Source organism: Spirochaetota bacterium (assembly GCA_038043445.1).
GTDB lineage: Bacteria > Spirochaetota > Brachyspiria > Brachyspirales > JACRPF01 > JBBTBY01.
On sequence record JBBTBY010000102.1, the window covers coordinates 24921 to 50376 of the forward strand.

The 25456-nt window shown below is 56.2% G+C and carries 16 protein-coding genes; 9 read left to right on the forward strand and 7 right to left on the reverse strand.

Features of this window, described 5'->3' with window-relative positions; all coding sequences use genetic code 11:
- Positions 1-110 precede the first annotated feature (110 nt).
- On the forward strand, positions 111-1397 hold the full coding sequence (locus tag AABZ39_14710) for an acetylxylan esterase (GenBank protein MEK6796030.1): 1287 nt from the start codon (positions 111-113) through the stop codon (positions 1395-1397).
- A gap of 68 nt (positions 1398-1465) precedes the next feature.
- On the forward strand, positions 1466-2299 hold the full coding sequence (locus tag AABZ39_14715) for a pirin family protein (protein ID MEK6796031.1): 834 nt from the start codon (positions 1466-1468) through the stop codon (positions 2297-2299).
- On the opposite strand, the gene AABZ39_14720 is transcribed toward AABZ39_14715, so the two are convergent.
- Positions 2268-4628, reverse strand: coding sequence for a hypothetical protein (locus AABZ39_14720; protein ID MEK6796032.1), 2361 nt, complete (start codon positions 4626-4628; stop codon positions 2268-2270). The two genes, AABZ39_14715 and AABZ39_14720, sit on opposite strands and share 32 nt — an antisense overlap.
- A gap of 184 nt (positions 4629-4812) precedes the next feature.
- Positions 4813-5676, reverse strand: a complete 864-nt coding sequence (locus AABZ39_14725) for an AraC family transcriptional regulator (protein ID MEK6796033.1) — start codon at positions 5674-5676, stop codon at positions 4813-4815.
- Between the two features lie 174 nt (positions 5677-5850).
- Here AABZ39_14725 and AABZ39_14730 point away from each other — a divergent pair, with 174 nt between their 5' ends.
- The 4 genes from AABZ39_14730 to AABZ39_14745 all read left to right on the forward strand — a co-directional run bounded on the left by AABZ39_14730 (position 5851) and on the right by AABZ39_14745 (position 12612).
- A complete protein-coding gene (locus tag AABZ39_14730; GenBank protein ID MEK6796034.1) occupies positions 5851-7044 on the forward strand; it encodes a substrate-binding domain-containing protein in 1194 nt (397 codons plus the stop codon).
- A 94-nt stretch (positions 7045-7138) separates the two neighbouring features.
- Positions 7139-7972 carry a hypothetical protein gene (locus AABZ39_14735; GenBank protein MEK6796035.1) on the forward strand — a complete coding sequence of 278 codons (834 nt, stop codon included), beginning with the start codon at positions 7139-7141 and terminating at the stop codon, positions 7970-7972.
- 102 nt (positions 7973-8074) lie between these two features.
- Positions 8075-10987, forward strand: coding sequence for an FAD-dependent oxidoreductase (locus tag AABZ39_14740; GenBank protein ID MEK6796036.1), 2913 nt, complete (start codon positions 8075-8077; stop codon positions 10985-10987).
- Positions 10988-11076: 89 nt separating this feature from the next.
- Positions 11077-12612: a sialate O-acetylesterase gene (locus AABZ39_14745; GenBank protein ID MEK6796037.1), complete on the forward strand. Its 1536-nt coding sequence runs from the start codon at positions 11077-11079 to the stop codon at positions 12610-12612.
- Between the two features lie 25 nt (positions 12613-12637).
- Here the strand turns inward: AABZ39_14745 and AABZ39_14750 are convergent, their stop codons facing one another.
- Positions 12638-13462 carry a helix-turn-helix domain-containing protein gene (locus AABZ39_14750; GenBank protein MEK6796038.1) on the reverse strand — a complete coding sequence of 275 codons (825 nt, stop codon included), beginning with the start codon at positions 13460-13462 and terminating at the stop codon, positions 12638-12640.
- Between the two features lie 139 nt (positions 13463-13601).
- On the opposite strand from AABZ39_14750, the gene AABZ39_14755 reads away from it, so the two are divergent.
- A complete protein-coding gene (locus tag AABZ39_14755; GenBank protein MEK6796039.1) occupies positions 13602-14930 on the forward strand; it encodes an FAD-dependent oxidoreductase in 1329 nt (442 codons plus the stop codon).
- Here the strand turns inward: AABZ39_14755 and AABZ39_14760 are convergent, their stop codons facing one another.
- Positions 14931-18875 carry a hypothetical protein gene (locus AABZ39_14760; protein MEK6796040.1) on the reverse strand — a complete coding sequence of 1315 codons (3945 nt, stop codon included), beginning with the start codon at positions 18873-18875 and terminating at the stop codon, positions 14931-14933.
- Between the two features lie 3 nt (positions 18876-18878).
- Positions 18879-20288 (reverse strand): glycoside hydrolase family 16 protein, encoded by a 1410-nt coding sequence (locus AABZ39_14765; protein MEK6796041.1) that lies wholly within the window; start codon positions 20286-20288, stop codon positions 18879-18881.
- A gap of 474 nt (positions 20289-20762) precedes the next feature.
- Between AABZ39_14765 and AABZ39_14770 the strand changes: the two genes are divergently transcribed.
- Both AABZ39_14770 and AABZ39_14775 read left to right on the forward strand, forming a co-directional pair.
- Positions 20763-20966 (forward strand): hypothetical protein, encoded by a 204-nt coding sequence (locus AABZ39_14770; GenBank protein ID MEK6796042.1) that lies wholly within the window; start codon positions 20763-20765, stop codon positions 20964-20966.
- Positions 20953-22275, forward strand: a complete 1323-nt coding sequence (locus tag AABZ39_14775; protein MEK6796043.1) for a glycoside-pentoside-hexuronide (GPH):cation symporter — start codon at positions 20953-20955, stop codon at positions 22273-22275. Before AABZ39_14770 ends, AABZ39_14775 begins: the two co-directional genes overlap by 14 nt.
- A 12-nt stretch (positions 22276-22287) precedes the next feature.
- On the opposite strand, the gene AABZ39_14780 is transcribed toward AABZ39_14775, so the two are convergent.
- Entirely contained in the window at positions 22288-24534 is a 2247-nt protein-coding gene (locus AABZ39_14780) for an FAD-dependent oxidoreductase (protein MEK6796044.1), read from the reverse strand.
- A gap of 87 nt (positions 24535-24621) precedes the next feature.
- The gene (locus AABZ39_14785) at positions 24622-25281 is read right to left on the reverse strand and encodes a hypothetical protein (GenBank protein ID MEK6796045.1); all 660 of its coding nucleotides are present in this window, start codon (positions 25279-25281) and stop codon (positions 24622-24624) included.
- Between the last annotated feature and the right edge of the window lie 175 nt (positions 25282-25456).

Here is a 25456-nt window from a genome sequence, read left to right on the forward strand (position 1 = left end):
GCTGAGGAAGCAGTATTCCAATATCCCCCCGCCTGTATTATACTGAACGCATCCACGCGGACGTCGATTTACATACGCACGCAGGAAAATGAAACGACAGGAGCGATAACATGGTAATTAAGCACCTCATATACTGCATAGCCGTGCCGTTCCTGGCGTTCACCCAATCCATAGAGATGATGTCCGACCATACGAACGCGGTCTACACCTGCGGAGAAGTGGCCACGTTCACGATACAGGTGCTCGATAAGGACAAGAATCCTCTTTCATCAGGGCGATTGAACGTGAGCGTGAACAATTTCGGCCCGAAGGTCATTACGAATGCGGTGTTCGATCTTGCTGCCGGCAACCCGGTCACTATTTCCGGCACGCTAGCAGAGCCGGGTTTTCTCAAGTGTACTGCGAGCATAAAACTCGACAAGGACTATCGCACTGTGTTCGGTGCGGCGTATGAACCGGAAAAGCTCGTTGCCGGTTCCGCATGCCCGGCCGATTTTGATGAGTTCTGGGCCAATGCCGTAAAAAAGCTCGATACCGAGGTCCCCATCGATGCCCGTATCGAGCGTGTAGAGAAATGGTGCAATGAGAAGCATGAGGGATATCGGGTAAGCTTCGCTACGTTCGACGGTATGCGCGTGTACGGGTTCCTGAGCGTCCCCGCGGGGAAAGGTCCGTTCCCAGTGGAGGTCAATGTTCCCGGCGCCGGTCCCGGTGTCATCGGACCGAGCACCTACATGGCGGACAATGGGTTCATCTCTCTCGTCATGAACGTGCATCCGTTCGAGCCGGCGGATACCGCCGATGCTCAGATGATGCTCTATACGAATCAGGACAATCGGGTGAAGGAGGAGTTCGGTGCACCGCGTTACTGTGTCGCCGGGGTGGCGGCGCGCGAGACGTTCTTTTATTATCGCATCATCCTCGGCATCAACCGCGCGGTCAATTGGCTTGCATCGCGTCCCGACGTCGACAGGACGCGCTTCTGCTACGGCGGCACAAGCCAGGGCGGCGGATTCGGTCTCATCCTCTGCGGACTGAACAGGAATTTCACCAAGGGATCCATCCATGTGGCCGCGATAGCGGACCTGCTTGGTTTTCAGAAAGGCAGGGATTCAGGATGGCCGAAGCTTGTCGAGAACACAAGAGCGGAGGATAAAGGATCCGCAATATCGATTGCGCCGTATTTCGACGGCGTGCATTTCGGATCGCGCATCGCCTGCCCGGTTCGGATGTCGGTCGGATTCAGTGATGAAACATGCCCGCCGGCAGCGGTCTATGCCGCCTATAACGCGCTCCGGGTGAAGGATAAGGCGATCGAACACGGCATCGCCATGCCGCACCGGGTGTATCCGCAGATCTACGATAAGAACGATGCGAAATGGCTTCGCGTGAAGTGAGTCATCGATCGCCTTTCGCGGAGATGGTATCGTCGTGCGTATAAGCAGGCGATCGTAAGGAGCTCATCATGCACAGGGACATTGTGACGGCCGCGCTCACCAGGGAAGGTGCCGGCGTACGTCTTCACCGCGTTTTCGGCTTTCATCAGATCCCGCGATTCGATCCCTTCCTCATGCTCGACGATTTCAGTTCCGATACGCCCGCCGATTATCTCGCCGGTTTTCCCTGGCATCCGCATCGCGGCATAGAGACAGTGACATATCTCCTTGCCGGCTCCGTGCGTCACGGCGACAGCATGGGAACGCGCGGCGTCATCGGTGCGGGCGATGTGCAATGGATGACAGCGGGAAGCGGCATCATCCATGAGGAAATGCCAGAAATGGTCGGCGACGGGCAGCTCAAAGGATTCCAGCTCTGGGTGAATCTCCCGCGCAGACACAAGATGACAGCCCCGCGCTATCGCGGCATAGCGGCGGCCGATATTCCCGTCGTGGCGTCATCCGCGGGCAGCGTACGCGTCATCGCCGGCTCGTATGGATCGGTCATCGGTCCGGTGAAGGAACTCATGATCGATATCGTCTATCTCGATGTGACCTGTGCGCCGAAAAGCGATTTCTCCCATGCGCTTCCCAAGGGGCATGCGGCATTCGCGTATGTGTTCGAAGGTTCGGTCGATTTCGGCGGTCAATTGCTGTCGCGAAGAGAGGCGATGGCGCTTACCAGCGTATCCGCGCATTCCGAAACAGGCGGACGATTCCTTCTCGCGAGCGGCGTGCCGCTCAAGGAGCCGATAGCATGGGGCGGACCTATCGTCATGAACACTGAGGAAGAATTGCGCACGGCATTCGATGATTATGAGAACGGGACATTCATCGCGCGAAACGAACCGTCTCGCCCCTGAGCAATTCCAATCGGATGAATTTCCCGTCGTCGCTTTTCCCCGCATGCGTACCCGAAACGTTCGCTGCCGATGTAAGACCCGGCACGAAGGCCGATACATCGATGGAGACGGCGATATCGGATGTCGCCAGAACGGAAAGCGCGCCGTCATTCCAGTCCATGAGCACATTCACCGGGACATCGGATGTAAAACGCAGGCGGTCGCTCGTATGCCGCAATGCGCCGACATAGAACGCCTTTTCGCCGGTGAACGTATACGCAGAACTTATCTGCGTGTCCGCAGGGGTTATCTCCATCGAAGCGCCGGCGCTGTCATGCGAGTCGGCATATTTTCTGAAGAAGCGAAGCGCTTTCGCGAGCGGCTTTTCGCCGGCATAGCCGGTGGACGGATCGCCGTTATAATAGTAGATGCCGTGGCGCTGCTGCTTTATCCCCCATTTGCCCACCCAGCTCATATTGAAGCGGGCTATCGATGCGGGGATCTCATCGAGCATCCACACGGCAGCGCCGGAATATCCCTTTGCGAAGGCGTAGAGATAGAACATCATCTCACCGGTGGTCTGGTTCGCAACGGTTATCGGTTTTTCAACACCGTCTGTTTTAATGAGATACCCCGCCGAGTAGCCGAATTCACCGAGCGTTATCGGCTGCGCCGGGAATCGCATCTTCAGTTTGTCCATGACCGTCATGTTCTTCATATGCTCTTCGTACGCTGTCGGCAATTGATACACATGCGCCGATGTGAAATCGAGTTCGTCGTTCGCGGGCAGGAGCGCGAGTTCGGTATTGTAGCCGATGGTGATGAAATGGTCCGCATCCGCTTCGCGTATCGCCTTCTTCGCCGTCGCGATATAGAGCGCGAAGGTGCCGTTCACCGCATCGAAGGCGTCCTGATATTTCGCATCGTAGTCGAATTTCCCGGTGAAGCCCGGGAACGTCGAATAGCCGCCTGCGGAAACATTGCTCGCTATTTTCTTGAGCCAGCACACCCACGCAGCGGCGATGTCCCGCTTGTCTTCCGCCGAGAGCCACTTTGTTTTCGAGTGAAATCCATTATTGCCGTTCTTCATGATGAAATCGATGGATGCGGCAGGAAGATCATCCTTGTACTTCTCGTACATCCCGCGGATGAGAGCAATGGGTTTGCCGCCGTACTCCGTCGGAGCGACCATCTGCAGGAGCGGTTCGTTCTCAAGGTCGTAGCCGAGCACCATCGGTTCATCAGCGTACGCTTTTGCGTATGCTGTGAACCATGCGGCGATCTCGTCCTCGGTGCGGTATCTCCCTATCGTCGGTATGCAGAGATAGAGGTATATCTGATATTTCCGCGCATAGTGACGAAGCGCATCGGCTATCGGTCCCGATGACGGCGCGCTCCAGACGCGAAAACAGTTTATGCCCGCGTCGCGAGCGCGTGAAAATACCGATCCAAGGAGCGCTGCATCGAATGTTCCCTTCTCAACGCTCCCGAAAATAAAAGGCACATCGATGGCTCCCGCCATATTGGCCCCGGTGAGAAAAAGTCTTTTCCCGCTCGGCGCAATGAATTGTCCGTTGTGTATCTTCACGAACCTGGATGGCTTTGGGGCGGTACGCGCGGCGACAGAGCGCTTTTGAGACGAGCGTTCCCTCGACTGTTCCAGAAGTGTCCCCGATCTGAATTGCGTAAGAACGCGTGACGTGAGTGAAGCGAATTGATCGTCGTAGAACGAAGGTTCATTGATGCCATAGAGAAGCCACTGTCCGTTCGAGTACGGTCCGGCGTAATGAACGAGCGTTCCCGCTGCGTATCCGTTCGTTCGTCCGTGTCTGTCCAGAGCGGCAAGAAGGGGCAGGTATTCGGAGGCCGCGGGGAAAGTGAACCCCACGGCGGACGTGCCGCTGAATACGCCTTTCATCGAGAACGCCGCACCTTCCGGTGAAACGGGTGATATTCGCACCGTTCCCTCAAGCGAGTAGAGCGAATATCCATTGGGCTCGAACATCGGCAGGGCTGTTTCGTCGGAATTGCAGAGCGATGCCGCGTTGCCTGCAATGACGATGTCGCCGCCCGCCTTGAGATAGCGGATGAAAACGTCCTTCGCTTTTTTCCCCTCCGGGAAGGCGTTCAGGAATACAATGCAGTCGATGCCGCCCGCAATGACGGCTTCGTTTTCCATGTCCGCGGGGGAAAGCGCTTTGGCACGCATGCCGGCGTCGGAGAGCGATCGCATGAGTTTCGTCTGCGCGGCCGGGTTTTCCAGATACATGCCGACGGTGTACGCTGTGTCCGCAGGCGATACTATGCCGAAGAACACACTGAATAATAAAAACGATCGGATCGTTCTCATGGAATGCTCCTTGGAATGAATACGGACGGTCATTGAGCGCCCGTTATTCGCACTGTTTCGCCCTGCAAAAGATCGATCGCGTATCATGGGCACTCCCGGCGGCGGATGCCGCCCTGATGCACGGACCAGTATAGCATAGTACAGCGGTATTTCAAAAACATTGCTGAAGCTCCGGAATGCATTGCTATTTCCGCGCCGTCATTGCACGGTACTGTTTCGGGGAGGAGCCGTATACCGACGCGAAGAGGCGCGAGAAATGGAATTGATTGATAAAGCCGCATCGCATGGCGATATCGCGTATGTAATCATTCGTTTCAACGAGCAGTGTGCGGGCCGCTTCAAGCCGAACATGAGCGAACGCTTTCGCCGGCGACATGCCGAGCGTATCCGCGCACTTCTGGAAGAACGCGCTTTCACTCGATCCGAATTCTTCCGCCATGGCTCTCACGGAAAGCCGTTCGCTGAGCGATCGCGCAAAAAGGGCGTTCAGCCGCTCCTTGAAATCGCCCGATGTCGCGGGGGATACGAATCCTGCGGATAATCGCGCCCTTGGGATATGCCGCACCGTCTGCCAGAAGAATTCCTTCGAACGTTCGGCGACGATACGCATCGATAATTCATCCGCGTGTTTCGCATCGCGTTCAAGTGCTCGCGTCATGACATCGAAGGACGTGCGCGGCACGCGTATAACCTGCTCCGCGGGGCGTACCGATGCGGAGAAGAGTCCCGAGAGCGATGAGGCATTCCCATAGGGAACAGTGCACTTCACCGAATAGTAGCACAGGCCCGGCACGCAGCTGTCTTCGTGTACATCGCCCGGTTCGACGACAACGACAAATCCCGGGCGTACGATGAGTCGGCTGCCGTTGAGCGTGCACCGGTAGACGCCGGATGATACATAGATGAGCTCATAGGCGGTATGTCGATGCTTCGCATAGGAGAAATTCCTCGTCGTTCGCGTGACGACAAAGGCGAAGAATTTCACTTCCGCAGGGAATGCCCCCGGGGTAAGGACAAAATGGTCGGATATGCCGAAACGGAATTTCATCGTATGGTATCGCTCACATTTTACAGGAAAACATTCGAATTTAATTGTCGCAAATTCGAATGTTTCAAGGTGCCCATAGTATAGTCCGGACAGTAGGGCATGTCAAACCACCGGTGCGAAGGCCCCATTTGGATATCGTTTGACATGAGCATTGCTTTCGATTAAGCTGACACCATGCGCATCGCCTATATCCACGCCGGCATGCGTTTTGAATCCTATGTCGGCTCTCCTATTTACGATGCCGTATGCCGCGGCATGTCCATGAAGGGGAAGGGCAGCATCGATTTTTTCGACGCCCGCTGCGATCCGGTACGGCTCCTCGCGGGAAAAGTGCGTTTCGACGGTGTGCTCGGCACTATCCCCGCCGGTGCGCGCCGGAAGGGATGGCATGTGCTTTCACGTAAAGTCCCTTCCGTCGATGTAATGATAGACAGCGGAGCGAAGCGCGGCAATTACGCCGGTACGGATGAGGCGGATGGTATTCGCAAGATCATGGACCATCTGTGCGCTGAAGGGCATGAGCATATCGGCTATTTCGGTACAAGCGCCGAGGGATTCGCGCGCGCGCGCTACCGTGCGTACCGCGAGTATATGCGCGAGCATTCGCTCATGGTCCGGCGTGCATGGATGTTCGGACCGGACGCAGGTTCGGCGCCGCGGCTTCTCTTCAGCCGCCATGCGAACAAGCGTTTCGAGGCGTTCGTTTCAGCGCGCATTGATGCCGTGCTCGGTATGAAGGAGCGTCCGTCGGCCATGGTTTTCGAGAGCGATCTTGCCGCATATATGTTCATAACGAGGGGGCGTTCGCTCCGTATCCCGGCGGATATGGCGATCACCGGTTTCGATGATAAGAAGCCCGGGGACGGGGATGATTTTCCGCTGACCACCTGCGCGCAGGATTTCACCGCCATCGGTAAAGCGGCGGTCGATCTCCTCTGCGATATCATGAGCGGCGACCGGCCCCGCACGGGTAATCAAGTGCTCATACCGCCGCGGCTGATCATCCGCCGCTCATCGCGCAAGCGTACGCTTGAACGATCGGCCATGGACGACGGCTTCGCCGCCGAGGTGCGCCGCTCTATCGAGGAACACTATGCCGATGAGAACCTCTCGCATGCGCTCTCTGATATGCTCGGTTTCAATCATAAATATTTCCTTGATAAATTCCATGCCGTGTTCGGCGTTCATTATATCGATTACCTCAATGACCTGCGTCTTACCCGGGCCGAGGAGCTTTTGCGCAACACCGACGATGCCGTGACCGAGATACTTCTCGATACGGGTTTCAAGAGCCATCAGAATTTCAATCGATTCTTTCAGCGCAGATACGGCATGACCGCCGCTCGATATCGGGCGAAGCACCGGTAATCTGGAAAAAGTTACATTCACGGCCCGGGAAATCCGGGTAGCCGTATCCTCTCCAAAGGAGTACATTCGAGGGAGTTCCTAAGCGGAGGTCCCTATGACGCGTATGATACTTGCAGTGCTCAGTGCGCTGTGTGCGGTGTCCTGTTCATCCGTGCTGCAGTCGCCCCTGAGCCCGAATGCAGTAAAAAAGTCCGAACCGCTCCCCGCGCATGTCGTCATCTTCAAGTTCGACGACCTCAATTACTACAAGGCGGGTACGCAGTATATACGTTCGGAATGGTTTTGGCTTGCCGGGGTATGCGCATCGAACGGTATAGAGGCGAGCATCGGCATCATCGGCAGCGCGCTCGATACGAACGAGGCGTACACGAACAATCTCTATCAATGGGTACGCACCAATGCCGTTGAGAACGGCGGGCGATTCGAATTCTGGCATCATGGCTATACGCATTATATCGGTACTGGTGAAGCGGAATACAGCAATCGTCCGCCCGCTGAAATGGAGTCGTATTACAACAGGACGGCATCGCTCTTTTCTGAGCGGCTTGGTCTTACCTGCCGTACGTTCGGGGCCCCCGGCAACGTGACCGATGTTCCCTTCTGGGCGATCTTCAACGCCCGATCCGATATTCGCGTGTGGTTCATAGGCACGAGTGCCGGCGCAGGCGCGGGAAAAGCCGTGCTCGCGAGAACCGCCCCGTTCCTCGAGACGAATGTGGGCATGGTGTCGTTCGCGAAATTTACCAATCAGTATATGGTCTATCACTGCAGTACGAATGCGTATCTCGTGCTGCAAGGTCATCCGACGCGATGGGACCTTCCCGCGGAAAAGGATGAATTCGAGAAGGTCGTGAAGTTCCTCAAGGACGAGGGCTGGGTGTTCTGGTCGCCGTATCGCTATTGCCGCGCCGCGGGCACGGTAGAATAACGCGCGTATAGGATCCGTCATCCATTCAGGAGGATCAGACATACGTGAGCCGCGGGCTGTGATTATCCTCTATCTACGCTATACTATCCACGCAGGCTCACCATGAAAAAAAGAAGCTCCCGACATCATGCTCATACACCGGCAGTTCACGGGCTGCCGGTCATCGCATCAACGGATGTTGCCGTCATCGGCGGTACAAGCGCTGCCGTCGCGGCGGCGGTAAGCGCGGCGCGCGAAGGCGCACGTGTGCTGCTTGTCGCATCGCGGACCTATTTCGGCGAGGATATAGCGGGCACACTGCGGCTCTGGCTTGAAGATGGGGAATCGGCATCCAACTCGCCCGCGGAAAAAATATGGGGTGCGGACCGCTTCGTCACACCGGCTCGCGTTAAGAAACGTCTTGAGGATATGCTCACTGAAGCACGCGTCGAATTTATGTATGCTTCATTGCCGACCGATATCGTGATCGATGAGAACGGCGCTCTTGCCGGTGTGGTCATTGCGAACCGTGCCGGACGCCAGGCGGTCATCGCAAAAAGCATCATCGATGCTTCCGACAACGGTCTCATAGCACGTCTTGCCGGCGCTCCTTTTCATGCGCGAGCCTTCTCGCGGACGCACGCTCGCACAGCACGATGGGTCATCATAGCGGAAACCGCGCGGGACGGCGAGGGTATATCGCACCGAGCGCTCGATCTTCCGCTAACGGTATTCGACAAAATGGGGCGTGATCCGATATCATCCAAAGCACGCTGGCACGAATATACTATCACGCTCTCCGCCGATGATGGCTCCCTCCGCGCCCGCGCTTCGATAGAGCAGATGATACGCGACCGCACGTATACCCCCGGTCAGCTCTACGCTTCCGAAACGCCGTTCTATCTGCCCGCAGCATGCATCAAGAGCGATGCATCACATGCCCATTCGATGTGCCGTCCAGAGACAGACTATCTCTGGGTAGTAAGCGGCGCTCTCGATGCAGCCCCCGATGCGGCGGAAATGCTCCTGCGCCCGTGTGCGTTCATGGGCTTGGGCGATAGCGTTGGTATTGCAGCCGCAAAGGAAGCGGCTTCCCGCGGACGGATAGCACATGCAGATGTGTCGGTACGATCGAAACAGACGAGATCATCCCCGCGCGGCACGATACGCATACCCGATGATGCACGCGTCGCGTCGCCGGAGAGGATAGCGCAGAAAGACCATTCCCTCCCGATACTCGGCACGTACGATGTTGTCGTTGTCGGCGGCGGAACATCGGGCGCCCCGGCGGGCATTGCTTCAGCAAGAAGCGGCGCGCGTACGCTTGTCATCGAAAACCTCTACGGCCTCGGCGGCGTGAGCACGCTCGGCATGATCGGTTCTTATTGGAAGGGTAATCGCGTCGGCTTTACGAACTCCGTGCCGCAGAATCCCATCGAAGTGCGCATGGAATGGTATCGCAGCGAACTCCGTTCCGCGGGGGCGGACATTTGGTTCGGCGTCATCTCCATCGGCGCATGCATGGACGGCAACAGGATACGCGGTGTTGTCGTCGCAACACCTGAGGGCGCGGGCATAGTGCTTGCCGACGTCGTCATCGATGCGACGGGGAATGCCGATATCGCAATAGCCGCCGGTGCGAAGCCCCTGTATCTTGAGGACGATTTTGCTCTTCAGGAATCGCATTATGCGCGACGCGAAGTGGGCTCGTCGTACACCAACGGCGGGCGGCCGTCAGTCGCCGATCACGACATCGTGCAGATGAAAAGCGCGCTCAAGAAATATTCCGAAAAACCATTCGATATCTCTCCGCTTTTCAATACGCGCGAGCGTAGACGCATCGAGGGCGACTATATCCTTGACTGGCTCGATCAGATCAACGAACGGACATTCCCCGACAGCATCTGCCTCGGCAAAAGCGACTACGACAGCCACGGGTATCAGATACATCCGTTCTTCCTCATGCGAAGCGCCCGCGTGAAAGGCGACTATGACAAACAGTTCACAAGCTTCGTGCCGTATCGATCGATACTCCCGAAAGGGATAGACGGCATGCTCGTTGTCGGTCTTGCCATGAGCGCACACCGCGATGCCATTCCCATCGTACGGATGCAGCCCGATCTTCACAATCTCGGCTTCGCCGCAGGTACGGCTGCCGCTATGGCGGTGCAGGGAAAGACATCGCTCAGAAAGATCGACATCAAAGCATTGCAGCGAGAACTCGTGTATGTCGGCAATCTTCCCGCACAGGTGCTTATCGACCGGGATCCATATCCTTTTCCAAAATCCGTTGTCGCGCAGGCGGTGAAGGATGTGCTTCAAAACTTTCTCCATCTGGAAAAGATCCTTGCAGCATCTGCGGCAGCACTCCCGCTCGTTCGGACCGCGTTCGTGTCCGCTCACGGCGCTGATACGGTTCGCTATGCTGAGGTACTGGCACTGCTCGGGGACGCTCGCGGGCTGGACACGCTCATTGCCGAAAGCGAACGTATTATTCGCGAGAAGGAATTTCCCAATAAGAATGCGGTGACGTGGGTTCGCTCTCAAAGCGACCCCGACGACTATGAGCGGCTTATCTATGCGCTCGGTTTTATTCGCGACGCGCGCGCGGCAAAGGCGATAGGCGCATTGTCAGAACATATCCCGCCGGTGGATTTCCTGAAATATCGTGCCGTGGCCGTTTCGCTCGGACGGATCGCACATGCAGCCGCGGCAGATACGCTTGCGAAGCTCCTCATGGAGAACAAAAAGCGGCTTCATGATCTCGAATCAGCGGCAGCCGCCCCCGAGGATAGAGCGGAGATCTTCGAAGGTGAAGAGTCCTCCGGGGTGAAAATAGTCCCGCCGAGCGAACCATCGCTCGATGATATACGAATACGCGTTCTTATCACCGCGGTGGCGTTGTATCGATGCTCGGATTCGGATGGTGCAGCGGCGAAAGCATTGCAGGACATCAGCAAAGGATGGAGCGGTGCGCATGCCGCACTGGCAACACAAACGCTTGCGAGCGGAAAGAAAAAGGCGGGAAAAGCATGAAAACAGAACGCGAAAATAACGTTTGTGGAAAAACTCATGATAATTGCTGTAATAAAGCGATAGAAACGAACAGAGCAAGGGGTCGGTTGGTGAGCTTGTCGAACCATGACCCCTTGCTCTCTATTCCCGCTGCGGTCTCAAAAAAGGTGTTTCATATTTCTCTTGCTGTTGCGGCTCTCGCATCAGCGGTATTCGCCGATGTGCGCGTATCGAAATTATTCTCCGACAATATGATGCTGCAGCAGGATATGGACATTCGTTTCTGGGGTTATGCCGACGACGGTGAATCGATAACCGTTTCCATTGTTGATGCGGACGGCAGAACGCTCGCATCGGGGATCACGACGGCGGCAGGAGGCAGATGGAAACTGTCGCTTGCACCGCGTAAGGCCGGGGGGCCGTATGAAGTGCGCATTACGGGAAGGAATATCGTTACAATAAAGAACGTACTCATCGGCGAGGTATGGCTTGCCGGCGGCCAGTCGAATATGTGGTATATCGTATCGAATGCCATGCCGGGCGGCAATCCCGCGATAGAAGGGGCGGGGGAGCTCATACGAGCGGCGACGAATACGAGGATACGGTATTTTTTCGACGGGCTCGGCGGTACGAATGAACCCGCGCTCGATGTGTACGAAAGCTCAAAATGGAAGGAAACATCGCCCGGGAATGTGATATGGTTCTCGGCAGTGGGATATGTTTTTGCGGAACGCCTGGCCCGCGCGCGCAACGTTCCCGTCGGCATTATCGGCACCGCGGTCGGCGGCACATCGATGCAATGGTGGATGCCGCGCGAAGCGCTCGCTGCGGACCCGGAATTCGCCCTCTATGCGCAGAAGCCGTGGAACCCGAATCTCAAGCGGATATTTGAACAATCGACAGCGCTTTATAATGCGATGATAGCCCCTCTCACGGGGTTCCCCATGCGCGGGGTGATATGGTATCAGGGCGAGAACAATGCACGCGGCGCTACGGATGATAAGCTGCAGAATGCCGTTCACTTCTATCGGCTCTTTACCGCGCTCATTCGTTCGTGGCGGAGCGCATGGAATGACGAAAAACTCCCGTTCCTTTTCGTGCAGCTTGCGCCGTACGGCAAGCATGTCGATGCCGATCCGAACGACATTGCCCTCGCTTATACCCGTGATGCGCAGCTCAAATCATGGCAGACGACTTCGAACACCGCAATGGCCGTCATCACCGATTGCGGCGACAAGGGGGATATCCATCCCCTGCGGAAGATTCCCGTCGGTGAACGGCTTTCCGCCGCTGCACGCGCCGTCGTCTACGGTGAGAAAATTGAATACTCGGGACCGGTATTTCGTTCGATGAAAATAGACGGGGCTCGCATTGTCATTGCATTCGATCATGCGAACGGTCTTATCGCGAAGGACGGTTCGCTTACCGGTATCGAGATCTCCGGTCCTGACGGCGTGTTTATGCCCGCGAACGCCGTCATAGAAGGGGCTGCCGTTCGCGTGTCGGCCGATGCAATCGCCGCGCCGCGATATGTGCGCTTCGGATGGGCGAATTACCCCGAGCCGGTGTTGAACCTGTATAACAGCGAGGGATTCCCGGCGTCGCCGTTCTCGACGGCCGTTACCATCGGTGAGTATGTGAAATGATCCGCTGCGAGGCGTGACCGCACGATCATCCGCGCGCTTCGAGCGCATGCTGCTTTCGCCATGCATTCGGCGTCATGCCGAAACGCTTCCTGAACACGCGGAAGAAATATTCGGCATTGCCGTATCCGCACTGCGCTGCGACAAAATGCACCGGCATTGATGTAGCCGTGAGCAGAAGTTTCGCGCGATGGAGCCGCATCTCGTTGATGAGCTCGGGGAATGTCTTTCCGTAGAGACTTCGCAGTATCTCGCTCATGCGCGAGGGGTTCAGCCCGACCACGGAGCAGAGATCGTCGAGTGACGGATCCTTATTGTAGCGCATCTCGATGAAACGGTCTATCTGCTGCTTGCGGCTGTGTCCCCCCGTCACCGAAAGGTCATGCACGGCTATCTCGATCTCCCTTTTGATGAGGGAGAGCATGTCATAATGTTCATCGAGTATCCGGGCATCGGCGAGCGGGAGCGATGAGGCCTCTTTCAGCGGCGAACGGACCGGTTCGGAAAGCGCGAACGGTATCGCCTTGCCCCGTGGGTGGAATACGCCTGCAAAGAGCATCCCCTCGACACGCCCGCATCGTCGGAGCGGCATGAACACTTCAATGAAGCCTGCATGGCAGTGCTTGAAGCCGCCGTCGGGGAAATCCTCTATCTCGTTCTGCAGCCGCTTCAGATCAAAGGCGCTACAGCGCAGGTCCATCGTTTTTTTTACCTGCATGCAGAACGGGTTCGCATCGTGCGAGAGATGATCCGTCGGTACCACCTCGGAAAAAACGCCAGTGTAGTCATGTACGGATATGGATACGCCGAGGCGCTTCTCATACGCGGCTATGATCGCTTCCAATAAAGCCATTGTCAGAATCTAACCGAAAACCCTGATAAAGCAATATTGCTATAATCGGAGAAAAGTGCAGTGATATCCCCGGAAACGACATTGCCCTTCGGCGGTCATGGTATTATCATTACTGCATCGCCCAGGGAAGGAGCATGACATGGATACCTATTCGCTTACAAGAACGATACCGCTCAACGATGAATACGATGTCATCGTCCTCGGGGGCGGTCCTGCCGGCTGCACCGCCGCAATGGCCGCCGCTCGCGAAGGGGCGAAGACGCTTCTCATCGAAGGTACGGGAGCGCTCGGCGGCATGGGCACGCTCGGTCTCGTTCCCGCATGGTGCCCGTTCTCCGATCTTGAAAAGATGATATACCGCGGTCTTGCCGAAAAAGTGTTCACCCGCGCACGCGAGAGCGTTCGTCATGAGCCGAGCTCAAAGATGGACTGGGTCGCTATCGATGCCGAGCATCTGAAGCGCGTGTACGACGACATGGTGACATCGTACGGCGCGTCGGTATTATTTCACACATCGGTTTCCGCAGTAGAGGCCGCTCACGGAACAGTAAAGACGATAGTCGTTTCGAATAAGAGCGGGCTTTCCGCGTATCAAGCCGGCGTGTACATAGACTGCACCGGCGATGCGGATATCGCCGCGTGGGCGGGCGCTCAATTCCACCAGGGTGATACGAATGGGGAAACGATGCCTGCCACGCTCTGCATGCTCCTGTCGAACGTGGATGAATACGCGTACCGTTTCGGCGATAATCTCTACGCGGGTAATAAGAACAGCCCTGTCTATGCAATCGTGAACTCGGGGAAATATCCGCGCATCAAGGATACGCATATGTGCACGAACATCGTCGGACCCGGCACGGTCGGTCTTAACGCTGGTCATCTGTGGGATGTGGATGCAACCGACCCGGCGAGCGTATCGGCTGCGCTCATCGAGGGAAGAAAACTTGCCGCCGACATACGCAATGCGCTTGCGGAATATCATCCTGCGTTCAGGAACGCACACCTTGTGTCAACCGGCTCGCTCCTCGGCATACGCGAGAGCAGGCGCATCGTCGGCGATTACAATCTCACACTGGACGATTATCTTGCGCGCAGAAGTTTTGACGACGAGATATGCCGCAACAGCTATTTCATCGATATCCATACCGCAAAGGATGAGATCGAAAAGACAAAAACAGAGAATGTCGTTGAACATCGCTTCGAGCGGTACAAGAAGGGCGAATCGCACGGCGTGCCGTATCGCTCGCTTCTGCCGAAGGGGATTTTCAATGTCATCGTGGCGGGGCGATCGATATCATGTGATCGGATAGTGCAGGGGAGCGTGCGCGTCATGCCGGTATGTCTTGCCATGGGCGAAGCTGCGGGGGCCGCGGGTGCGATGGCGGTGAGAGCGAAGGGCGATGTGCATGCGGTCGATACGAAGAAACTCCGTGCGCGGCTGAAAGAAGAAGGCGCGTATCTGCCGTAGCTAGTGCATCGTGAACTTCAGCGTATACGTCTTTGATCGTTTTACACCGTGCTTGTCAGTCCGCTTGAGCGCAAAGGTGAACGGTTTACTCACATCCTTGATGCGTATCGTCGTTTCATACGGGAATGACCCGACGGATACGATCTCATCCGCGCCGCCCGATGCATACTTCACCGCAAGCTCGCCCTCGGTCATGTCCGTATTGATGAAGGCATCGTAGTAGTCGTTCATGGGGTGCGCGATGAGCGCCGCCTGCACGCGTCCGCCGAAACCGCTGTCCGTTTCGCGCAGGAACGATGCGGTGTCATTCGCAGGCTTCTGTGCGCGTGCGGAGAGGTCGATCATACCGGTGATCTTTGTGCCGGGGAAGGAGAGCGCGCATACGCCCTGCGGCGAAAGGGTGACGCTTACCGAGCCGTTCTTCATCGATGCTATGGTCTGCGGTCCATTGTCCGATATCACCTTGACCGGCGCATCACGATGAGCGAGAGTAAGACCGTCGGAAAGCGATACGGTCATTACCGTCGGGCTGTTTTCTTCGTTCATTAAGAAAACATGGAACGCATTCTTACCGTATGCCGTGACATAATTGCATGCGTCCGAGGAAACGGAAATGAGCCCCTTTTTCAGCACAGGAAAGACCGAGTCGCCATAGAAAGTCCCCGCTTCATGTCCTATCATACGGTTGATGAACCACACATACCCCTGCTGGAGCACCGCCGGGAATTTCACTTTCCCGCCGGAGCGTACCTCCGCGCTCGTGAAGAGGAAATCGATGGTGAAGCCCAGATGCACCGGGATGTGGTGGTAATAGATGTCCGAGAGGTCCGGTCCCTTGAGCGGATAATCGGCCGCGCGTTCTGTTGTCGACATGAGATTGATGTAATAGCCCGGATAATTCATGAACTGCCCGAGTATGCCGTTACGCGCATAGACCCAGTAGCGTTTCTCTTTGGTAAGGCCGTAGAGGCGCATGAGATAGGCCGTCTCGCAGTTCTGCCGTATCGGGAAGAGCGGTGTTTCCGTATTCACATGATTGGACAGCGTGAAACCGCGGGCTATCGTGAACGGCTGCTCAATGCTCACGCCGAGCGGCGATACCACCCATGCGGGCACGGTCTCTTCGAGTATATCGTTCGGGTTCTTCAAGTATTTTTCCATCGGCGCAAGCGTGCTGATGTGCCCGGAGGAAAGATCGAGACTCGATAGATCGAAACCAAGACGAAAGAACGTCGAATCGTTCCACCATGTTGCAGGGCGGCTGAACTCCATGACGTCCCTGCGCTTCACGTCATACGTCGGCTGAAAGGGATACGGGTGAATGTAGAGCGTGGTGAGGAGCGTATCCGCAGCCACCTTCGCCGCTTCGAGCACGGCCGCATCCTTCGTTTCCTCGTACATATCGACGAGCGCCCAAAAATACTGCGGTATCGCGAGCTTGATGAACGAGTTGTAATTCCGCGAGTCCGTCGGCGGCGTATTGATGTTCTTCTCGATATAGGTTTTGCATCCGGCTATCGATTCATCGAGGTATTTCCTGTCGCCGGTGAGATAATACGCATAGAGCTGTTCGCTCCAGAGCGGTATCGTGTTGTAGCCGTTGTTGAGCTTGGCGCTTCCGTCGCGGTTGAGCGCATCGGCGTAGAACACGGGATTACGTCCGCGGAACATAGTATGGAAACCGTGATAGGTGCTCGTGCCGTAAAGCTTCACCGGGCCGTCGAGATCGACCTTCCTGACATAGGCGCTGCCATAATCGGTCGGATGTGTCGGGAAATGCTGCGATCCGCGCGAGAAGAGGAACGCGGATGTCGGCATTACACGCTCATCATAGATGCGTTCATCGCCGGTGAGATAGTACATCTCAAGGAGCGTAAGGAGCGAGGACTGTGATACGGTGTTCTTGTTCTCTATCTGCACGAACCCTTTATGGCGGGCATTCCATCCCGTCGCGGCATCGTTCATGAGAAGCTCGATCATGTTCGCCGCGGCGTCGTATATCGTGCCGCGGAAATTCTTTCGAATGTCGGTCACCTTGAATACATTGAGCGCGATATCGCCGAAGCTTTCGTTCCACGCGCGTTTGGCGGCATACATGCTGAAAGAGAACGTGAACGGTTTTCCCGCCGCCGCCGCGTAGTGTGTTGTTCCCGGCACCGGAGCGAATAACCCGGGCTGCATCTGCTTCTTCTCGTTATAGATCGAGAACGCGGCGAATGAGCGCTCATAGGTCAGCCAGCCGAATTCCTCTTCTTTGAGATTCGCCGTAAGCGCATAGGTCATGGCGGTGCCGTTTTTCTTCGTCTCCATGAGCGAAAGCGGTGCGGTCGCTGTGCACGAGGGAGTGATGCTTATTTCATTGGGAAAACGCCGTGCCTGATAATAGTACGGCAGAAGGAAATAGCTGCACTCATCCTGCGTTATCGGCGCGAAGGCAAAGGCGCCGCAGGTGGCAAAGCCGTTCCCTTTCGGTGTGACCGATACCGTGACGAAGGGGACATCGCTCTCAAAGGCGTAGGTGATGTCCGCAGTGAAGTATGTTGTCTCTTTCCGGAGCACGACCTTTTTCGCATCGCGCGATATCACGGAAGCGCCGTAGAAATAAACTTTCACCGGTGATGATATGAAGGGGTTCTGTACCTGCGCGGGGCCGGACCATTCTTCCGTTTTTGTCCGGAGCGTTACCTGCGTGATGAAATAGGGAAAATGCGATCGCCGCCCGTCATACACGGCGCCGTTCTCGGGATTGAAGAGATAGACGAAATAGTTGTGGCGTGCTTCCGAGAGAACGCCGTCCTTTGTCTGGACCGCGGGTGCGATGACGGTTTCTCCGGCAGCGTCAAAGCTTTGGAAGATAAGCCGGTATTGCCCGTTATCGATGCGGCATACTTCCTTCCCTTGTGTGCTCGGCATGGACTTGTAGATGAGATCGGCATTGTTGTAGTCGCATGTGCGTTCGGGCGTCTTGTGGTCGACGTTCTCCCGTGCGCCGTTGCCGCTCGGTGTGTATTTCGTATCGGTCGTAAGGAGAAGCTTATCGCAGCGCCCGTAGAACGCCGCCGTGTCAAGGAGCGTTACGATGACATCGCCTTTTGCGATCGTGAACGTGCCGCCGTCCTGCCACGCCCATCCCTCCTGGCGATGCGTACCGAATTCCTTCTCCGACTGTTTCCCGTCGACCGCTGCGGTGAAACGTCGTGTGGCCGTCTTGACCGTGGCATAATCCTTCGACCGCACCCACAGTTTGTACGTGCCGCTTTCGGGTATCGCAATGACGGTCACTGCGGCTTTCTCGCGCGGCTTGGGGTTCTCATCCGATCCGCCGACAAGACAGGTCGCACCGGCATCGTTGAGCGTTGACCATCCGCCCATGAGCGGGAAGCTTTCCGCTTCTATCCAGAGCGATACAGGGCCTGTCTTTGTTGCTGGAGACGGTACCGCGGACGATCGGGGGACAGAAGCATTCGCGTCGTCAATGATGATAAGGTGCGGTACGCCGTGCGTCGGGCCTTCGGCGCCGTCATGACCGGGGACATCTACCGTGCCGGCATCCGCGACGCGTGTAAATACGTCGTCGAAGAACTGTGCGCCGTCCTTCGATCGCCATTCGATGACAATACCCGTCTTCTCCCAGATCTTCGGTACCGTCACGGCACCGCGCCGAAGCACGCTTATGTACACGCGTGCACGTTCCGGGAGCGAGAACGACCATGCGGGCGACGGTTTCGATCCGTCACCGCGGTCGCAGATGATGACCGTTTTTCCGATGAACTCGCTCGGGACGCCGGTTATCTCATGCGCACCGGAAAGCCGGTTCATGCCGACGGTAAGCGGCTGTATCTTCGCGCGCATGGCGGCGCTTACATCCGCAGGTGTCGGCGCCGCGAATAGCAGTGTTGCGAGGGATATCGATACGCTATACAGGATGCGGGATACGTTCTTCATCGTTCACTCCTCAATACGGTCGACCGAAATATTATCAATCTGTATCGTACCGGTATCCTTAAGCTGTCCGGTGACGGCAAAGAACAGCATCGATATCTCATCGGTCGATGTGCGGAATTCACTGCTTGCTGTCGGCCGTTCGTTCTCGCCGGTGTAAAAGTCGAATTTCTTCGCCGGTATATCGATGACGATGCGGTACTGCATCCATGCGCCGTTCCTGAAAAACCCCATTGTCTTCCAGTCGGTGACATAGCCGCGCACCTGGTTTTTGCCGCCGTACCAGGTAAGATACGGACCCGCCTTGCTGTAGAACGATGTTGCGGTCGGAGCCTCAACGGCGCCGGAGGCGGCAACGGTGAGCGAGCGGTCGGGTGACGATACCGCTGCACGGAATGACACCGCGATCTTCCCGGTCTGTTTCGGGAACGAGACTGCAGCGATGTCGCCGGCGATGAATTCTTTTGACGGCGGCGGCGGTGTGAGCTTCAGCACTTTGTTGTCATGCGCAAAAACTACGGCTGGCTCGCGATTGACCTTTTGCCATGCCGCGGGGAATGCCCCTTCAGCCGTTGACTCGAAGTTCTCTGCAAGGAGCGTTGTGCGCCGTGCGGACGGCAGAACGATGACCGACGGGTCTACCGAGGGTATGCTGTCGTCATTGGTCATCACTTTATCGCTTATGCGCTTGTATGCGCGCACCCAGTCCACCTGCATCGTTGTGCCGTTCAGGTCATCGCTTACTGCTCCATCGCCCGCCCAGGCGATTATCGCGCTGCTCAGATATATCTTCGCCTCATTGCTCGCAACGGCGACGCCGTCGAGCACGGAGATCCGCCGTATCGGCGCGTCGTCGAAATACCAGATGATCTCCCGCTCATTCCACTCCGCGGCGTAGACATGGAATTCTTTCGAGAGATCGGCGTTCGGGATGAGTATGCGTTCATGCGTTGCCCACGTTGCATGACCGTGGAGCGTCGCGTTTATCTTGTTCGGATAATGGCCTTCGTTGATGTCGATCTCGTGGATATGACGTTTTTTCTCGTCAAGGTCGCGGCTGTAAAGCCAGAATGAATTATTGCAGCCCGGCGCCGGGGCGTATCGGTAGCGGCATTCGAAGTAGCCGTACTTCTGAGCGTGTTTCGTCCAGATGCTCGCGCTTGTCCACTCTGCACCGCCCTTCTTTTCCTTCTTGATAAGATGATAGAGCATGCCGTTCGATACGACATTGTTCTCCGGCCAGCGGCTCGAGAGTATGTGCCTCGGATAGCCGCGTTCGGATTCCCAGACGTTCCACTCGACATTCGTGCCGTTGAATTCTTCTTTAAAGGTGAGTTCCCATTTCGAATGTGCCGGCGGAGCAGCGTATGCGAAGAATGCCGACAGTACGATGCCGATGATCGAACATGTTCTCATAGCGTCCTCCGAAACGTCGCACGGTACCATGCCGTTCGCAACAGCTTAGTAATTCGGCAGGGAACGTGCATTCACGCGATTGACCGGATCTTGGACTATTTTTACCGGGACAGTATAAGCCTCGGCGTTCCGCCGTCAAGCGGCTGTGCAGCCGCGTGTGTGACTTTCCATTGTGGTAACGCAGCGAAATAATTGCATGAGGCCGGAATCAGCAGCCAGACACGAATTACACTAATTTCCACGAATTATTCGTGGTTATTCGTGCAATTCGTGTCTATCCCTCTTGATTTGGCGTCAATCGATCAGAGCATTTCACCTACAAAAAAATTCACTCACTGCAGCCGCTGTGACGTGCCGTGTGGCATGTCAGAACGAACGGCGCCGGCCGCCGGGCAGTGTTTGACAAATACGAATATCATGATATAAATTCTCCCGGTTGCAGAGGGCGATGTGGATTTCTTGCAGGAGATATCGGTGAACTTCAGGGATGCAGGTATACTGCTCATGCTGTGCGCTATCGGCTCGGCAGGTCATGCAGGAGAACGGAAAGTGAGGGTCGAAACATCCGATCATTTCAGCGTCTGGGCATCGAAGATCGACGGGACCGACCGCAGGCTGATAATGACCGATCCAAAGCGGCAGATAACGCATACCCGCATTTCAAATGAACACGAATAAACTTCCCATCAGCGTCAAGATCGGCTTCGGCGTGTGCGATCTCGGCGGCAACATGTTCTACACGATCACCGCGTTCTGGCTCATGAACTATCTCACCGATACCGTGGGCCTTGCCGCGTCGCTCGCCGGTATCTCGCTCATGCTGGTACGCGTATGGGATGCCGTCGCCGATCCCGTTGTAGGCCTGCTCTCCGACCGGACGAGATCCCGCTGGGGCCGCCGCCGCCCGTTCATTTTTTTCGGATCGATAGCGCTTTTCATAGCGATGATAGTGATGTTCACCGCCCCCGCCTTCACCGGTCAGACCGCGCTTTTCATCTGGGCTACCGCGGCGTATCTCTTTCTCTACTTCTCGAATACCGTGGTGAGCATTCCCTATTCGTCGCTTACCCCGGAGCTTACCCGTGATTATAATGAACGCACATCGCTCAACGGTTTCCGTATGTCATTCGCCGTTGTCGGCACGCTCATCGGCGCCGGTACATTCCTTCCCCTTGTCGGGGCGTTCGGCGATCGTCGCCTGGGCCATACCGTCACCGGCGCTCTCTTCGGCGCGATAATGCTCATGACCGCGCTCATCACGTTCGCAAGCGTGCGTGAGCAGCCCGCAAAAAAACTGAAAAGGATGCCGGCATTCGCGTCGTATCGATCGGCCTTGACGAGCGGGCCGTTCCTCATCATCGTTCTCACGTGGATGCTTGCGACCATCGCGGTCACCATCATCAGCGGCACGCTCATCTACTATTTCAAATACATCTACAGCGCGCCCGACAGCGCGATCAATACTGCGCTTATCATCATGCTCCTTGCCGCAATGATCTCTATCCCGCTCTGGGTGATGATAGCGAAAAAAGTGGAAAAGAAATTCTGCTACGCTGCCGGCATGGCATTGCTTGCTGCCGCTGTCATCGTATTTTATTTCTTCGGCGAACGAGGAGGCGTGCCGTTCGCGTATGTGACCATGGGGATAAGCGGTTTCGCCCTCGCTACGCACTACGTGTTCCCCTGGTCGATAGTCCCCGATGCCATAGAGTATGATCGCGTAAAGACGAAACAGGAACGCGAGGGATTGTTCTATGGGCTCTGGACATTTGTATCAAAGCTCGGCGGTGCGTTTGCGGGGCTCGTTATGGGGGCGGTGTTCTCGCTTTCGGGGTATCTTCCTAACATCGCGCAAAGCACGTCGGCGAAAGACGGAATAAAGCTTCTGTTTGGTCCCATCGCTGCGGTATTTTTTATAGCCGCTGCCGTGGTGCTGCTGTTCTATCCGATCGACAGCCGCACGTATGCGAAATTACGCGCTCGTTGATGATCCCGCCGACTATCCGTATACTCGCATATCAAAGATCTCCGCGTACGGGGATCCCCACGTCGCATGCACAAGGAGCCGCACGCCCTTCGCCCGTATCGGTTTGAACTGATGGCGGCGGAATCGCAGTATATTCTCCGGTTCCTCGATGATGGTCTCATATCCCGTATCGGTTATCGCCTGGACTTCGTACGAGCGCACAAGCTCTTCGAACATTTTGTTATAGTACGCGCGGCGCGTGTTGAGCTCGGTATTGAACACGAGATCGATGCTTTGTATCGTCGACTCGCCCTTGAAGCGATATTCTATCCATTCCGAACGCCCCGGTTTCATCCGTGCCGATGACCACTCATTCGGAACGCCGAGCGGACGGATGAATCCATTATTGATATTCTCCGCCGCGTACACAGGCTGCTCCGGCGATATGCGGAAGCACGGTATGTACGGGATGATGTTGAACCATGACTTCACATCGAATTTCGCTTCCGGTTTGAACGTCATGCCGAGCGCGCCTGTCATGCGCCCCGTCGCGTAGCGCGCGAGCACGTTCTTCGCGCTTTTCATCGCAACGATGACCTTCTTTCCTGCACCGGCCGATGCGTTCACTTTGATATCGTACCACCCCTCGTGATCGCACTGCAATTGCGCCGAGGCTATCTTGTTCTGCAGCCGATAATTCTCCGGCCTATCCGTGCCGAACACATCGATCGATACTTCCTTGCTTTCAAGCGGCTTGAGATACACCGATACGGTATCGACCTTTTCCGTCGCAACGGGGATGATGATGCCGAGCGGTTCGATGAGGTTGTGCCATTCCCGGCCTTCTTCCCACACAAGCCGCCGCACGCTCGACGCTGTCACTGCCGACGTGCGGGAAAGGTCATCGCTCTCAATGAGCTTGAACCCCGTCATCGATTGATCGTTCCTTGCAAGCGTACGTCGGAAGCCCTCGAGCTCTTTCTGATAGATATCGCGCGGTGTGATGTTCTTCTTTGCGCATATCGCCGCCGCCGTACCCGCCGCTTCGCCCATGACCGCCGTTGTCGCGATAACGCGGAGCGTTCCGAGGCCTTCATGCGATACGCTTACATTGCGTCCTGCGAAGAGCAGGTTCTCGATATTGCGCGAGTATGAGCTCCGGAACGGAATATCGGTTATGCCGACGAGATAGTCGTGCGTGCACGCGGGGAGTGGATCGCGGTAGCCTTTCGGCGGATGGATATCGATGGGCCAGCCGGTGTGACCGATGGAGTCGGGGAAACTTCTCTGCGCGAGAAAATCGTTCGCCGTACAGATATGATCGCCCAGAAGACGGCGCGACTCCCGTTTGCCGGGAAGATATGCTACCCAGTCTATCTCAAGGTTCTCGACATCCTTGAACGTGCCGGAATTCTTGATGTAATCCCAAAGCCCGTATACGACCTCGCGCGTGTGGCGCATCACCTTGTCATCGTCATGTATCGAATCGATCTGTCCGCCGTATTCGGCCCACCAGAGTCCGTAGAACGTTCCGTCCGGCATACGATAAAATCCCCGTGCGGCGGCGTGATCGGGATTCATAACGGTGGAAAGGTCGCGCGCGTTCATCGCCCATGCGGGCGCTTTGTACGATATCGGATGACCACGGTCTATCGATGAAAAGAGCAATGTTGCGCCCATGGTGCCGCGGTCCGGTGTGTCGGGGCCATAGGTTTCGCCGAATTCGCTTTTCGCCTCGCGCCCCACGCGGTAATCGGCGCCGCCGAGAAAGCCGACGACGGCATCGCCGGAGCAATCGATGAATTCCTTCGCATCGAATTGTATGAACTTCTCGCTCCTCAACTGTACTCCCTCGACGGCGTCGATGCGTTCGTTCCTTGTTTTATACACTTTGCATATCGATGTGTTGAGGAATACTTCGAGGTTCGGCTCGGCATACGTCATGTCGAAATACATGTCATCGTACTGCATCCAGCGCCAGATGCCGCTCTCAGCAGCTTTTCTCATCACGCGCATGGTCATTTCTTCCATGATGCCCGTCTCGCGCGCATAGCGGTTCCAATGCGGCGTATCCGCGCCTGACGGTGTAACGCGCACTTCGCTCGATGCGCTCCCGCCGAGCACCGGCCTGTCGGTTACAAGCGCTGTCTTTGCGCCGTTGCGCGCTGCGGCAATGGCCGCGCAGATGCCCGCCGGGCCCGCACCGACGACGACGACATCTTTTGATACTGTTACGCGCGGGAAATCGCGGTTGGTATATTCATTTTCCTGTTTCAGCATGGGAACGCTCCGTCAGTTGATACGGGATAAGATAGTCCATACAGCGCGAAAGTCATTGACTATTCTGCATCGATACGTGGACGATATTTACCACGGATAGCACATGAATCCGAGGTCCACCCTGTCGTAGATATGAAATGTCACCGGGCTGAGCGGGATGAGGACGCCGATGGTGTTCTTCAGAATAACAGAAATATCTTTTGTGAGAAACGATTCGAGACCAAGCACGATACCGCCGCCGGGGCTGAAGACCGTTACATTGGTCGAGAATACCGGCGGCATGGCCGTGGTCTGCCCGTAGAATGCCGGCATGAGCGAAAGCCCCCCGAAGAGAATGGTAGGTCCCACCGCATCATGGAACCTGAAAAGCGTGCCGCCGAGGGTGATCTCCACGGCAGGCGCAAGTATCGTTGCACTCGAACGTGTTATTCCCTCGAAAACGGCCTCGGCGCTCATGAGCGTAAGGCGTACGGCAAAACTCGTCTCGCCCATGTTCGGGACGAAAGCGAACCCGAACGAGAATTCATCACCGAAACCGACGGGATAGCGCTCAGCGCCGCTTTCCGGTACACCGATGATGTCAAGCTCTTTGGAATAGCCGACGGCGACATGCCATTGATTTTCCGTCCTGTCATCATGCTTCCAGGAGAAATATGAATTCTCCCGGACATCGTACTCCGTGCTCGCGCATCCGATGGCGAGTACGGCGCACAGAAGCGCGGCTGTAAGGCGGAATGAATATATCATCCGGGACAGTATATATCAAAAAGAAGGGGATGGGAATAGCGGGGGCTTGGATATCTCGAAGATCATGAAATAGGGATTGCAACCACGGAGATGATACGATTTTGTCAAGCGAGGAAAAACGTGATATCCTTAATTTGACGGAATTAAGGAGCCGGTGGCAGGTCGTTCAGTGTTG

Bases quoted from the DNA above. Each gene is read 5' to 3' on its own strand.
- AABZ39_14775 (MEK6796043.1), top strand. From the start codon at position 20,953: ATGAACACGAATAAACTTCCCATCAGCGTCAAGATCGGCTTCGGCGTG.
- AABZ39_14715 (MEK6796031.1), top strand. From the start codon at position 1,466: ATGCACAGGGACATTGTGACGGCCGCGCTCACCAGGGAAGGTGCCGGC.
- AABZ39_14735 (MEK6796035.1), top strand. From the start codon at position 7,139: ATGACGCGTATGATACTTGCAGTGCTCAGTGCGCTGTGTGCGGTGTCC.
- AABZ39_14750 (MEK6796038.1), bottom strand. From the start codon at position 13,462: ATGGCTTTATTGGAAGCGATCATAGCCGCGTATGAGAAGCGCCTCGGC.
- AABZ39_14710 (MEK6796030.1), top strand. From the start codon at position 111: ATGGTAATTAAGCACCTCATATACTGCATAGCCGTGCCGTTCCTGGCG.
- AABZ39_14740 (MEK6796036.1), top strand. From the start codon at position 8,075: ATGAAAAAAAGAAGCTCCCGACATCATGCTCATACACCGGCAGTTCAC.
- AABZ39_14755 (MEK6796039.1), top strand. From the start codon at position 13,602: ATGGATACCTATTCGCTTACAAGAACGATACCGCTCAACGATGAATAC.
- AABZ39_14725 (MEK6796033.1), bottom strand. From the start codon at position 5,676: ATGAAATTCCGTTTCGGCATATCCGACCATTTTGTCCTTACCCCGGGG.
- AABZ39_14785 (MEK6796045.1), bottom strand. From the start codon at position 25,281: ATGATATATTCATTCCGCCTTACAGCCGCGCTTCTGTGCGCCGTACTC.
- AABZ39_14730 (MEK6796034.1), top strand. From the start codon at position 5,851: ATGCGCATCGCCTATATCCACGCCGGCATGCGTTTTGAATCCTATGTC.
- AABZ39_14760 (MEK6796040.1), bottom strand. From the start codon at position 18,875: ATGAAGAACGTATCCCGCATCCTGTATAGCGTATCGATATCCCTCGCA.
- AABZ39_14780 (MEK6796044.1), bottom strand. From the start codon at position 24,534: ATGCTGAAACAGGAAAATGAATATACCAACCGCGATTTCCCGCGCGTA.
- AABZ39_14720 (MEK6796032.1), bottom strand. From the start codon at position 4,628: ATGAGAACGATCCGATCGTTTTTATTATTCAGTGTGTTCTTCGGCATA.
- AABZ39_14765 (MEK6796041.1), bottom strand. From the start codon at position 20,288: ATGAGAACATGTTCGATCATCGGCATCGTACTGTCGGCATTCTTCGCA.